16 protein-coding genes are annotated in these 13195 nt (G+C 39.0%); 6 read left to right on the top strand and 10 right to left on the bottom strand.

The window, feature by feature from the left end; genetic code table 11:
• Positions 1 to 652: 652 nt before the first annotated feature.
• Positions 653 to 1714, bottom strand: coding sequence for a YeeE/YedE family protein (locus PQ479_RS13585; protein WP_273717033.1), 1062 nt, complete (start codon positions 1712 to 1714; stop codon positions 653 to 655).
• Between the two features lie 344 nt (positions 1715 to 2058).
• Between PQ479_RS13585 and PQ479_RS13590 the strand changes: the two genes are divergently transcribed.
• The 4 genes from PQ479_RS13590 (at position 2059) to PQ479_RS13605 (ending at position 4158) form a co-directional block, all read left to right on the top strand.
• Entirely contained in the window at positions 2059 to 2445 is a 387-nt protein-coding gene (locus PQ479_RS13590; RefSeq protein WP_047989692.1) for a DUF3221 domain-containing protein, read from the top strand.
• A gap of 77 nt (positions 2446 to 2522) precedes the next feature.
• Positions 2523 to 3185, top strand: coding sequence for an SOS response-associated peptidase (locus tag PQ479_RS13595; RefSeq protein ID WP_047989693.1), 663 nt, complete (start codon positions 2523 to 2525; stop codon positions 3183 to 3185).
• Between the two features lie 317 nt (positions 3186 to 3502).
• Positions 3503 to 3856, top strand: coding sequence for a hypothetical protein (locus PQ479_RS13600; protein ID WP_047989694.1), 354 nt, complete (start codon positions 3503 to 3505; stop codon positions 3854 to 3856).
• A 32-nt stretch (positions 3857 to 3888) separates the two neighbouring features.
• A complete protein-coding gene (locus tag PQ479_RS13605) occupies positions 3889 to 4158 on the top strand; it encodes a hypothetical protein (protein WP_047989695.1) in 270 nt (89 codons plus the stop codon).
• Between the two features lie 14 nt (positions 4159 to 4172).
• Here the strand turns inward: PQ479_RS13605 and PQ479_RS13610 are convergent, their stop codons facing one another.
• From PQ479_RS13610 to PQ479_RS13635, 6 genes are all read right to left on the bottom strand, one after another.
• The gene (locus PQ479_RS13610; protein ID WP_047989696.1) at positions 4173 to 4823 is read right to left on the bottom strand and encodes a hypothetical protein; all 651 of its coding nucleotides are present in this window, start codon (positions 4821 to 4823) and stop codon (positions 4173 to 4175) included.
• Between the two features lie 90 nt (positions 4824 to 4913).
• A complete protein-coding gene (locus tag PQ479_RS13615) occupies positions 4914 to 5267 on the bottom strand; it encodes a cupin domain-containing protein (RefSeq protein ID WP_047989697.1) in 354 nt (117 codons plus the stop codon).
• A gap of 374 nt (positions 5268 to 5641) precedes the next feature.
• Positions 5642 to 6640 carry an ABC transporter ATP-binding protein gene (locus PQ479_RS13620; protein WP_083991308.1) on the bottom strand — a complete coding sequence of 333 codons (999 nt, stop codon included), beginning with the start codon at positions 6638 to 6640 and terminating at the stop codon, positions 5642 to 5644.
• Positions 6621 to 7634, bottom strand: coding sequence for an ABC transporter ATP-binding protein (locus PQ479_RS13625; protein WP_047989698.1), 1014 nt, complete (start codon positions 7632 to 7634; stop codon positions 6621 to 6623). Before PQ479_RS13625 ends, PQ479_RS13620 begins: the two co-directional genes overlap by 20 nt.
• 14 nt (positions 7635 to 7648) lie before the next feature.
• Entirely contained in the window at positions 7649 to 8554 is a 906-nt protein-coding gene (locus PQ479_RS13630) for an ABC transporter permease (protein ID WP_047989699.1), read from the bottom strand.
• Between the two features lie 4 nt (positions 8555 to 8558).
• Positions 8559 to 9521: an ABC transporter permease gene (locus tag PQ479_RS13635; protein ID WP_047989700.1), complete on the bottom strand. Its 963-nt coding sequence runs from the start codon at positions 9519 to 9521 to the stop codon at positions 8559 to 8561.
• 160 nt (positions 9522 to 9681) lie between these two features.
• Between PQ479_RS13635 and PQ479_RS13640 the strand changes: the two genes are divergently transcribed.
• Positions 9682 to 10125, top strand: a complete 444-nt coding sequence (locus PQ479_RS13640) for a hypothetical protein (protein WP_273717034.1) — start codon at positions 9682 to 9684, stop codon at positions 10123 to 10125.
• A gap of 92 nt (positions 10126 to 10217) precedes the next feature.
• Here the strand turns inward: PQ479_RS13640 and PQ479_RS13645 are convergent, their stop codons facing one another.
• Genes PQ479_RS13645 through PQ479_RS13655 form a run of 3 tightly spaced genes read right to left on the bottom strand, consistent with a single transcriptional unit; the run spans position 10218 to position 12798 of the window.
• Positions 10218 to 11795 carry an ABC transporter substrate-binding protein gene (locus PQ479_RS13645; RefSeq protein WP_047989701.1) on the bottom strand — a complete coding sequence of 526 codons (1578 nt, stop codon included), beginning with the start codon at positions 11793 to 11795 and terminating at the stop codon, positions 10218 to 10220.
• Positions 11796 to 11813: 18 nt separating this feature from the next.
• Positions 11814 to 12206: an OsmC family protein gene (locus PQ479_RS13650; RefSeq protein WP_053070454.1), complete on the bottom strand. Its 393-nt coding sequence runs from the start codon at positions 12204 to 12206 to the stop codon at positions 11814 to 11816.
• Entirely contained in the window at positions 12190 to 12798 is a 609-nt protein-coding gene (locus PQ479_RS13655) for a TetR/AcrR family transcriptional regulator (protein ID WP_047989702.1), read from the bottom strand. The genes PQ479_RS13650 and PQ479_RS13655 overlap by 17 nt, the downstream gene beginning before the upstream one ends.
• Before the next feature lie 230 nt (positions 12799 to 13028).
• Between PQ479_RS13655 and PQ479_RS13660 the strand changes: the two genes are divergently transcribed.
• Positions 13029 to 13184: a hypothetical protein gene (locus tag PQ479_RS13660; RefSeq protein WP_273717035.1), complete on the top strand. Its 156-nt coding sequence runs from the start codon at positions 13029 to 13031 to the stop codon at positions 13182 to 13184.
• The last annotated feature ends 11 nt before the right edge of the window (positions 13185 to 13195 follow it).

The raw sequence follows: 13195 nt of genomic DNA on the forward strand, positions 1-13195 counted from the left end.
TTAACCGCCTCTTTGTGTAGATACTCCAAGGTTTGGCTTCAGTATCTGCACATTAACCGCCTCTTTGTGTAGATACTTCAAGGTTTGGCCTCAGTATCTGCACATTAACCGCCTCTTTGTTCAGTTACTCCAAGGTTTGGCCTCAGTATCTGCACATTAACCCCTTCTTTGTGCAGTTACTCTAAGATTTGGCCTCAGTATCTGCACATTAACCCCTTCTTTGTGTAGATACTTCAAGGTTTGGCCTCAGTATCTGCACATTAACCCCTTCTTTGTGCAGTTACTCCAAGGTTTGGCTTCAGTATCTGCACATTAACCGCCTCTTTGTGCAGTTACTCCAAGGTTTGGCCTCAGTATCTGCACATTAACCGCCTCTTTGTGCAATTACTCCAAGGTTTGGCCTCAGTATCTGCACAAACCCTTATATACCTTAAGGTGGTGATAGATGACTTTCATTTTTGTTGGTGTCGGAGCTGGTTTTGGCTCCGCCATGGGAGTTTTATATAAAAGTTAACTAAAGCTGGATATGCACATCTTCAATGCTCGTTGTGGAAGATGTCATTAAACTTCTTTTACGACACCTTCGTCCTTGCACCCGGCCTCGATGGCACTCTAAACCTACCCACAGTTCTGACATCTTTATCTTTAACTTTTATGCTGCTTGGGGTGATGCATTTCCTGCTTTCTTTTTCATTGGTCGAATGAAGACAAAGTAAGATGCTGTCCATGTTCCTAGAATCATAAATAATAAAGCTGTCCAGCCTTGCCATGTCATCATCGCTGTCATAACTAAGCCATTCCCAATCGAGCAACCACCTGCAAGACTAGCTCCAAAGCCCATCATCAAACCACCAGAAGCACTACTAATACCTGTTTTCACATCTGGCATTCTAAAACGGAACTCACGCGAAGCTTTTGCTGCTATAAACGAACCAATAAAAATCCCTAAGACTAAGAAAACACCCCAGTTAATAAAGCTCATATCAGCTGTAACTGCAAATTGTAATATATTCGCTGAAGGTGTGGTGATACCGAGACCGAACATTCTCCCGGTCACTTGACTTATTGGCCAAGCTGCGATGGCAATAACCCCAATTAATGTTGCTGTAAAAAATGGATGCCAACGCTTTTCAAATAATAGATGGGCCAATCCTGTACGTTTAGGCTTTAAACTAGGTATCGCAACTTTGGGCTTTTTGAATTCACGTACTAAAATCCAAGTAACAACAGCCAATAAGACTGCAACGAATACCCAAACCGATATCCCCGTTGATTCCTCCAAGGAATTACTCGGTAAAGTAACCTCAGAGACCGAATTATTAACGGGTGCAAGTGGACCTGTTCTCATAATGGCTGCCATCAACATATAAGTTGCTAAAGCGATCCAACTCCCAATTAAACCTTCTCCTGCACGGTACCATGTTCCTGTCGCACAGCCACCAGCTAGGATAATACCAATCCCAAAAATAAACGATCCAATAACAACACCTAACCACGAAAACTCTCCTGCTGAAAATTGAACAAACCCTGTACCTATTAGTATATAGATACCAACAGCGTGAACAGCTATCGCAATTAATAAGGCGTAAAACATTCGGTTATCTTTTGAAATAAACATATCTCGGAATCCACCTGTCAAACAAAAACGACCTCTCTGCATGACAAAACCGAGTAAAGCACCTAGGATTAAACCTGTAATCACCATAAAAACCATCTATTTCACCTACTTCTCTTTTAATTCATAGTATTAAGATATGAATTATATAATATATAAGATTAATATATGCGTCAATAGGTGATTCGGTACTTTTTTATGGATATTATTAACAAAACTACTACTTTCACATGAAGAATTGCTCCAAAAATATCTTTGATTTAATCAGCCAGCTAGGAATTAAAATATAAACGCAGGTTATGAAGGTTCATAACACGGAACTTACGTTTTCACTGTATTACTCCTTCTATAAACATGTATGATATATGCAAACAGCAGGTAATTAATTTATTTTTCTGAAAATATCATTTATCATGATAACTTATTTAAGAGGAGTGAGTCCCTTGTTACGTAAAACGTTAATTGCTATGCTTCTTCTTCTTTGTATAGGTTGTAACCATAACGAACCAGATAGAACTCCAGAAGTCACAGGCGAGATTATTGAATTCAGTAGAAATCAGATTTTCGTTGAAAATGAGGAGGGTGGCTTATCCGCTTATTTAGATAGATCTTCTAAAACAGTTGTCGTCGATGTCAATGAAAATAAATTAAACTTTGAGGAGTTAGAGATTGGTGATATTGTCGATGTTTGGGTGTTAGATTCTTACTTTAATCATTCAGATCCACCAATGGGCTTAATTGAATTTGTGTTAAAGTCCACGGAGCAAAGGAGTAAAGGTCGTCCCTTTACTTCTTTATTATTTGAATTAAAGCTAACTTATTTTGGTTAAAATATGAGGGTAAACCAATTTAACTAGAGAGCATGTTTCACTCGATTTACAGTTCCAAAAGAAACGAGGTTTCCCATATGTGTGGACGTTTTACACTTGCAACCCCTAAGGACGAATTAGAGGATCAACTTCAGCTTTCTTTCCCTGAATATGAACTCAGCTATAATACTGCTCCTAGCCAACACGTGTTGGCGATTGTTGCCAATAGAAATGAATATCGAACAGGCTTCTTACAATGGGGGCTTGTTCCTGCTTGGGAGAAGGATAGTAAAAACGGATTTAAGATGATTAATGCTCGTGCTGAGACACTAGATAAAAAGCCCGCTTTTAAGAAGCTTTTATCTCACAGACGCTGCTTAATTCCTGCGGATAGTTTTTATGAATGGAAAAAACAAGAGGATGGTTCTAAGCAACCTTTTCGGATTATACGATCCGATCGCAAAATCATGACCTTTGCTGGGCTATGGGACCGTTGGAAAATGAACGATCAGGAACTTGTTACATGTACTATTATCACTACAAGGGCCAATAAAATGATAAGCCCTATTCATGAGCGCATGCCTGTGATCTTAGATGAAGAAGCAAGGCGAACATGGTTAGACCATACTATCACAGATCCTTCCATTCTAAAATATCAACTTATCCCCTATCATGAAGGTCATTTGACAGCTTATAAAGTGAGCTCACTTGTCAATAACGCACGAAATAACTTAGAAGAGTGCATGGCTCCCCTCTCATAAAAACATTAGTAGACCGTTGATTGTACATTTCTTTCGTCATTTCAACCATATAAACACCGTAAATGTCCATCTCCACACCACAGTATCACACACGGTTTGTTTCCTCGAATAGCTAAAGTTTGATTTTTTTCGGTTTATGTAAAGAAACTGTATAGTGACTCACTATATCTCTCCTCTCTTTCAATAAATTGAGTGTATTTAATGGCATACTTCAAGCTTTACTGCTCAATTGAGTGCCCCTCCCTCTAAAAAATATTGAATATTCTGTCTATTAATGCTAGAATATTCAATAATTACATAAAAGGGAGATTACAGCCATGTTATTACTTCTATTTACAATTGGCTATTGTATTATTGTGCAATTTTTAGATATTTCTTATGCTGTAGGGATATATTTGATAGGTTTAGCACTAGTCAAAGGCTTTATGAGCGAACAATTTGTGGATATTTTTAACTTATATAAGACAAAATTTCTGTATAAAAGAATTGGATTTAAAAGTTCATTTTTGGAACTCCTCTCCTTAATATTGATTTTTATTAATATCTTATTGATTGACTTTGAACCATTCACGTTGTTTGAAATTGTCTATGTGGTTTTTCTTCTCATTTTTGTTTACGTTTTTTATTTTGGGGAGTCACTCAAACCATTAGCAAAAAAAGAGTGGGAATAGGCGTCAATTCTAAGTTGAAATGAGGACGTACCGTGGAAAACAACAAAAAAACTGGTTTATATTTTTATGCCACAGTAGGAACAATAGGATTATTATTCATACTAATTGGGTTAGCTAGATACCTAGAATTATCTCATGACCTGTCCTATTTAATTCTGTCTTTTGGCTTTATATTGACGATGTCATATATCCATTACTTAGAAAGACTAGCTGGATTAAGTAAAGGTTTTGTTTGGGGAAAAGCAGGTATTTCTATTTTAATGGCTCTGATCGTTTTCTATTTTTTCGTATATAAATCGTAAACAAACAACAAGACTTACTCGCCCTGTTGTTGTGTTTGCACAAAATCCTCAACCCAATTCATATCAATTGGTCCATTTGTGACGATATAGTTACCCTCTCCTCGGCCGAGTAGGTACAGTTTATCTGGGGAAATGGCTCCTATTGTTGAAGGTAGCCTTTTTGTATCAACAAATAATCCAAAGGACTCTAATCCCGATAGATCACCATTTCCCTTCATACTTTTCTTTACATTATATTTGTTTAGAAATTGGATAAACACCTGTACGTCATCAATATCTGTAATTTGTACTTCACCTGCTCCACCTCTAATTTGCAAGGATTCAAAATTCGATTCTTTTACACCTAACACTTGACCTAAGGGCTTTGCTCGGTATTCGTTATAGAAGTACAAGGAACCAAGTGCGACAAGAAAAATCAGTAAAATTGTATAATTCCTCGGTTTCTCGATTCCTTTCGCCACCAAAAACTTCACCAATTGATGAGTAAGAAAAATAGCACAAGGGATAATGATCACAAAATAGAAGGCCAATAAAATTAGATCTATTAATCTACCAAAATCCCAACCCCATACACTTGATACATAAAGATATATTTCTTTACTTACTTTTGTAAATAATATAACAGATAGAACGGCAAATAGATAAAATAATATTTTTTGTTTCAAGCAAGGACCTCCTAATATTTATTATTCTACATTCTCCTACATGAAGAAAAGAGCTTACCTTTATGTAAATTTCAGAAATTACACGTACCTTTATTTCCTTTCCATCAACAATCCCGGACTTAGCTCCTTACTTTCCAATACAATCGCTGTTAAACCACTGTCTGTTTTCGTCTCATGCCACTCGCCTTCTTCCCAATAGACGGCATCACCTTCTGACACAGCTAGATATTCATTAGAGCCACCTTTAACTAATCCTTCCCCTTTCACAACTAATAAAAGCTGCGGTGATTTTGCTTGGTGATAACCAATGACTCCACCAGCTTCTAGATACATACCGCCTATCCTCGTTTCCTCTTCTATAACTGTTATTTTTGACATGATAAAATTAGAATCAAAATGCGTGACTTTTTTGCCAAGCTCTTTAGTAAAAGAAAAAATCTCCATTTGAGTAGCACCTCTCCTTGAAAATAATGGTATTTACTCATTATAAAGTAACTTTTTCAAAAGAAGTAGACTGTTTATTATTAGAAATTTCTGATATAATCTCATGTAAGGAATCCCTTACTTTATGTTCAACGAATTTAATGAATCAATACTTACAGGATTATTCAAAGCTACTACACCAAGTATGACAAAATCAACGAATAACGATTATTGCTAATAATATTTTTATTAATATCGACTCATAACCACTCTTTTTTTGGCGACACCCTTAAAAAAATTTTACAACAGGATGTTTTTCCCTTCTATAATTTTTTCTGTCTTTCCTTCGACAAAAAAAGCTATCCACCCCTACAAAGATGAATAACTCCACTCATTTATTTCTCATCGTACAGATGACATGCTGTAAAATGACGTTGATGAATTTCTTGATAGACAGGCACTTCCTGCTTGCATCGTTCCCACGCATGAGGACAACGAGTATGAAAGACACAACCAGAAGGTGGATGAAGCGGGGAAGGTAATTCACCTTCAATCGAGATTAATTCTTGCTTCACATCTGTGGTCCGACGTGGAACAGAGGCCAGTAATGCTTGTGTATAAGGATGTAACGGCTTTTCAAATAAGGAATCGGTCGGAGCCTCTTCAACGATATGCCCTAAGTACATGACACCAATTCGATCGGAAATATGACGAACAACACTTATATCATGGGCAATGAACAAAAATGTTAAATCCAACTCTTTTTGCAAATCAGCTAACAAATTTAAAATTTGCGACTGAATGGAAACATCTAAAGCAGAGACGGGTTCGTCTAAGATAATAAATTTAGGCTTTAATACGAGAGCTCGAGCTAAACCAATCCTCTGCCTTTGTCCGCCTGAGAACTCATGCGGGAAACGAAAATAGTGCTCTGGCTTTAAACCTACTTTCTCTAGAATATCAAAGGCTGTCTCTTGCCTTTGTTTCTTTGTGCCAATTCCATGTATTTTCAGGGGTTCTTCTAGAATTTGGCCAATCCTTTTCCTTGGGTTTAATGAAGAAAACGGGTCTTGAAAGACCATTTGCATATCTTTCCTTATTTTCCGTAACTCTTCTTGTGATAAATTGGCAATATCTTTCCCTTCATACAAAACGTGTCCTGAGCTTGGATCGATTAATCGCAGTAAGGCACGTCCTGTGGTTGTTTTGCCAGATCCTGATTCACCGACTAATCCGTATGTTTCGCCCTTCTCTAATTGAAAGGAAATATCATCAACCGCCTTCACTTCACCTTTGACTGGGCTTAAACGACCAAAGGCTCCACGAATTTGATAATACTTTTTTAAATGTTGGACATTAAGTAAGTATTTCTCTTCAACCACTTGTTTCACCATGCTCGTTTTCCTCCTTCACAAGTTTTTCGTAATGCCAGCAACGGACTTGTCGTCCATCCTTAACCTCTTCAAGTTGTGGTTCTTTTTCTACACAAATTGAGGTCGCAAGTGGGCATCTCGGTGCAAATCGGCAAGCATTTGGTATGTCACTTAATGAAGGGACCACCCCTTCAATTACAGAAAGCTTTTGGTGACGGTCACCTTCAAGTTTTGGTATTGATTCCATTAAGCCCAATGCATAAGGATGCAAAGGTTCATTAAATAACTGCTTCGTACTAGCGACCTCGACGACTTGTCCAAGATACATCACCATGACTCGTGTACAAATTTGGGCGACAACACCTAAATCATGGGTTATAAACATCACACCCATACCCGAATCCTCATTAATTTTTGTCATTAGCTTTAGTATTTGAGCTTGAATCGTAACATCCAAAGCAGTCGTTGGTTCATCGGCAATGAGCAATTTTGGCTGACAAGCAAGGGCAATTGCGATACCAACCCTCTGTTGCATTCCACCAGATAATTGATGAGGATATTCGTGATACCTTTCTTCTGGAGAAGGAATCCCTGTTTTCCTCAATAGCTCAACCGCTTCTTGCTTCGCTGCTTTTTTGGAGACTTTTTTATGAAGTAAAATCGCTTCAACAATTTGTTTACCCACTTTATGAACAGGATTTAATGAACTTAGCGGGTCTTGGAAGATCATCGAGATTTCATTCCCACGAATGCGCTGTACTTTTGATACAGGAAACGTTAAGATATTCTCTCCTTCAAAAAGCACTTCACCGTTATAAGATGTAAAATGCTCATCATGTAAACGTGTAATCGATTGTGCCGTTACACTTTTTCCACTCCCAGACTCACCAACAATGCCAAGTATTTCGCCACTATTGACTTCAAAGCTAACATCATCAACAGCTGTGACCGGACCTCTTTCTGTCTCAAAAGATGTTTGAAGATGCTTCACTTCTAATAAAGTTTGCTTTTTCATGATTCCCCCTCCTTTCATTTTTTCTTCCGTCTCTTTCTAACGCTACCATGTGGATCAAGTAAGTCTCTTAGTCCATCCCCTAATAAATTCAGACCTAATACAGAGATGATAATCATTAAACCAGGGAAGACAACCATCCACCAAGCTTGGAAGATAACCAGTTTTCCATCATAGAGTATATTTCCCCAGCTTGGCTCAGGAGCCGGTATTCCAACACCCAAGAAGCTTAATGCCGCCTCTGTAATAATCGTTTCTGCAAAAATAAAAGTTGCCTGAACTATTAACGGTGATAATGTATTGGGAGCCATATGCTGCCAAATAATCCTTGTCCCTTTCGCTCCCTGTGCATACATCGCTTCGATATACGTTTGTTCCTTGACAACAAGGGCTTCCGAACGAACGACCCTTGCTATATTTGGTGTAAAAACGATACTTAATGCTATCACAACATTGGTCGGCGATGGACCTAATGCCGCCATTAAAGCAATCGCCAGTAGAACACCCGGTATGGCCATGAGCCCATCACAGATTCTCATTAAAATATGATCAAGCTTCGGGTAATAACTTGCATATAATCCAATAATAAGTCCACCTACTGCCGATATGAACGTAACAGCTAAACCAACTAAAATCGATACTTGAGCCCCATGCACGACACGACTTAAAAGATCGCGCCCGAACTCATCGGTTCCTAACCAATGGGATAGTTGCGGTGCTTGTAATCTCTCTGTGGCATTCATTGTAAAAGGGCTTGCCTGTATGAGGAGTGGTCCAATAAAAGCCACAAACAGCATAAAGGAGATAAGAATAAAACCAATAACCACCGATTTATTTCCGAAGAAACGCTTCCTAAATAGTTGACGCTGCTCTCTTTTTAAATCAAGCTTTATATTTTTCAAAGCTTCTTCACGACTTTGCATGGACCTAACCTCCCCTCTTACCTTGTCCTAGTCTAACGCGTGGATCAATGATCCCATATAACAAGTCAATCAATAAATTGATAAACACATAGGATACCGTAATAAATAAAACCGTTCCTTGAATGACAGGATAATCGCGCCTTTCAACAGAGTTGACAACTAACTGCCCGATTCCAGGAATATTAAAGATAATTTCTGTTACGACCGCTCCTGCCAGCAACGTTCCAAATGATTGTCCAATGACGGTTAATACCGGTAAAAAAGCATTTCTCAGGGCATGACCAAAAATAACGCGACGTTCTTTTGATCCTTTAGATCGTGCGGTTTTTATAAAACTACGATTCAGAACCTCAAGCATCGATGAACGTGTCATTCTCGCAATCAATGCTGCTTGCACGGTTGCCAAAGATAAAGCTGGCATAAGCAGAAATTTAAGGTGCTCGAACAACCCTTGCTCAAGTGGCCGATAACCACCGATTGGCAGCCATTGAAGCTGAACACCTAGAACAAGCATTAATAATAGACCTAACAAAAAACTAGGGATCGCCATACCGACTAATGTCATACTCATTAATGATTGATCTAACCACGAACCTCTCTTTGTCGCGGCAATAATCCCCACTGGAATCGCGATCATAATCGCAATAACTTGAGCAAAAATCGATAATGATAAGGTAGGCTGAATATAGTTAAAAATTAAATCAAGCACAGGCTCACGCATAAAAAAGGAGTTCCCTAAATCAGCCTGAAAAACACCCATAACCCAATTGAGATACTGTTCATATACAGGTAAATGCAAGCCCATCTGCTGACTGAGAGCATCAATCGCTTCCTGCGTCGCCTCTTGACCCAAAATCATCGCGGCTGGATTCCCTGGCGTAATATGTATAATAGAAAAAATTACAATCGAAACAACAAACAGTACAGGAAATAACGAAAATAATCTTTTAACAATATATGAGGCCATGTTGTCACTCCTTTCTTTCGGTTTTCTATTCATTGGCGCACCATTTTATTTACGCAGCATCGGCGGCTCTCTTTTTTGCTTCATTGTGGCGTATTACTGTTTGCCTGCTTTACACAAAGTTCTTCTCGCTTTTTTCGCCCCGAATCCCGGGATTCGGCTTTTGCTTGGGCTTTCTTCTACTTTTTTCGCCCGCAACCCCGAGATTCAGCTTTTACTCGGGGTTACTCTCTCTTTTTCTGCTCGCAACCCCGAGATTCGGCTTTTGCTCGGGCTTTCTTCTACTTTTTTCGCTCCCAACCCCAAGATTCGGCTTTTGCTCGGGCTTTCTTCTCTTTTTTTCACTCGCAACCCCGAGATTCGGCTTTTGCTCGGGGTTACTCTTTCTTTTTCTGCTCGCAACCCCGAGATTCGGCTTTTACTCGGGGTTACTCTCTCTTTTTCTGCTCGCAACCCCGAGATTCGGCTTTTACTCGGGGGTTACTCTCTCTTTTTCTGCTCGCAACCCCGAGATTCGGCTTTTGCTCGGGCTTTCTTCTCTTTTTTTCACTCGCAACCCCGAGATTCAGCTTTTACTCGGGGTTACTCTCTCTTTTTCTGCTCGTAACCCCGAGATTCGGCTTTTGCTCGGAGGTAATACCACTTGTAATCAGCAAAAAGGTGTGAACTTGCCACACCTTTTCACCCAATTAACTATACTTATTGTTCAACCGTTGTTCCCCAAAGAATTGGTGCTTGGAATGGCTCAAATCCTTTGACTCGGTTCGAGGTTGCGATAATATCATTTTGGTGGCCCATGACCGTTGTTGATAAGAAATCGTATAAGTAGCCTTGAAGCTCTTCCCACTTCTCGTAGGCATCCTCTGGTGTTTCAGCCGTACGAACTTCTTTTAACATTTCTTGTGCAACAGGGTCATCAGTGCCAGCAAATCCTGGATTTAACGCTAGTAACTGTGCAGGAATTGTCACATAGCCTGTACCAGCTGCTAACATATCCCACTCACTTGGTACGGTTTTTAACTCTAAGAATGTAGCTAAGTCGTAATTCTCAACATTTACATTCATACCGATTTCCGTTAACTGATCTTGCACAGATAAAGCGGCCTTATACATATAATCATAGTCACGTGTCGTAATAATCGTAATTTCCTCACCATTATATCCTGCTTCTTCTAAAAGCTCTTTCGCCCGCTCAGGGTCGTTAACATTATAATTTTCTTCACCCGCTGTATTAGACCAATTCACCTGATTTAAATTCATATAACCAGGGTGTGTTTCGTATAACTCTTCATCTGCATAAGCAAATAGTAAAAGGTCGTCTAGGTTAATCGCCGAATTTACAGCTTCACGCATTTTTTGGTCCGCCATTGGGCCTTCATTAATATTATAAAACCAAGTTAACGTACGGTTTAAGTATAAATGTGTTTCAATATCATTCATTTGACTAACTTGCTCAAAGTTATCAAACGGAATCTCGTCGGCAATATCATAACTTCCTGTTTGTAAACCAGATACACGTGTAAATGGATCTGTCACAATTTCAAAATAAATATCGTCAACCAATGCTTCCTTTTTACCTGATAGACCACTACGCTCTTCTTCACTAGCTACATAATCATCAAACTTCGATAAATGAATATATTGATCTTGAGCCCATTCTTCAAATTTAAAAGGACCCGTTCCAATGTATTCCGTTACACCAGAGGCATCAGCACCTTCAACGACATCTTTTGGCATGATCGCAGGGAATTCACTTTGCCCAGCCATAATGTCTAACACATCGGCTGCACGCTCTTGTAATGTTAAAACGACCGTTTGATCATCTGTTGCTTCAAACTCAGCACCTTCAAGCAATAGCTTGGCACGGGATGAACTGACTAACCAACGATTCATCGACGCTTCCACATCATCAGTTGTGACAGGCTCACCGTTATGAAAAGTAAGACCTTCACGCATTACAAATGTATAAGTTAAACCATCTTCTGACATATCAACAGATTCTGCTAACATCGGCACTGGCTCATAATCTTCATTTAAAGCTACTAATGTTTCATATATATGACGTCCAATATTGAGCGACGCTGTCGAAACCGTTACTTGTGCATCTAATGTTGGAGGCTGTGCCGGAATCGCAATTCTGATTTCTCCACCTGGCTCAACCGTCACATCTCCCTCGCCACCATCGTTTTCAGTTGTTTCGTTATCATTTCCCCCACACGCGACAAGCACTAAAGCTAACATAGCAGCGGTAAACCACAAAGTTACTTTCTTATTCATGTTCATTTCCTCCTGTTGTTATATTTCTACTACTTTTATTTCTGCACCACGTTGAATCGTATTGCCAATTGTACAAGCCTTTTCCGCAGATATCGCTAATTTTCTTTTATATGTAGGTTCTAACCCGTCTGGGAATTTGATTTTGACTTGAAAGCTTTCAATTCTAGAAGGTGCTCCTTCAGCTTTTGTTGCCAAGACCTTCACTTCTAATTGTTCCCGATCAACGTCGACTTCATCACGATCAAATAATTTGTTCATCGAAATAAAGACACATAAACCTAACGAGCTCGATATTAGTTCAATCGGTGATAAGCCTTGATCATTCGTCTGCAACGTAGCGCCATTCACTTGAAATTGTTTATCATTGGTTATGGACATGCTCGTTCCTTGCCATTTAACCTTTGTCTCCATCCACGTCTCCTCCTGATAAAAGTCCAAAAAACTCGAACTGTACAAGGTGATGTGCAACCGTTTCAATTGATTCGTTAGAAAGATAATGTAAATCCCTTTGAGGGCCAAATAGCCATCTCTCCATCGTTCCATTTAACAAACTTGTTAACATCATCGCTTTTAATTCTGCCTTTTGAGATTTTTGTAACATCTTTAATTGAGTTGCTCGTTTTATATTATTTGCAAAAGCATGCTCAATAGATACAAATATTTTTATAATTTCATTTTTTATCGCCGGATCTGCTCCTTGACCTTTTAAGAATATAAAAGCCATTAAATCACGATTCCTCTTGGCAAACTGCAAATACGAATAAATTAAATGATAAGAAGATCTGAGCATTTCATCTAAGGAACCGGCTTTCTCACGGTACCCTTGTTGAACGACAGCCAATAGCTTCTCTTTCCCAACAGCGATAATGGCTAAGGCAATATCTTCTTTGCTAGAAAAGTACCAATAGAAAGTGCCTTGTGCTACGCCAACCACCTTAACAATGTCTGAAACCTTCGTTTTATGGTAACCATCTGTTGCAAATAATTGTAAAGCTGCTTTCATAAGTTGCTCTTTTCGTAAAGTCGCATCCACCTTTTTTGAATCGATTCTATTCACACCCTTTAAGGACTAATATCTTTTTGTCAACTGATTGATGAGTCAGTCAAGTTCATACGATTTAATTCCTATTGATTTACTATAGATTCATCCTTCCTATTTGTCAATCATTAAAGCCTATTAAATTGATATGAATTAGTTTTATATGAAATTACTTATGGACGATAGATTGTGCCGTGAAGTTAGCTGGTCATCCATCTGGTGATAGATACGCGCGACTTTCCTTTTGCTGGGCTTTCTTTCTCTTTTTTCCCCGCAACCCCGAGATTCGACGTTTGCTCGGGCTTTCTCTCGTTTTACGCTTAGGCGGCAGGGCCTCTTTATTATCATAAGTAAAAGCCCT

Origin of the sequence: Alkalihalobacillus pseudalcaliphilus (assembly GCF_028610675.1) — a bacterium.
GTDB classification, from domain to species: Bacteria; Bacillota; Bacilli; order Bacillales; family Bacillaceae_D; genus Alkalihalobacillus; species Alkalihalobacillus pseudalcaliphilus.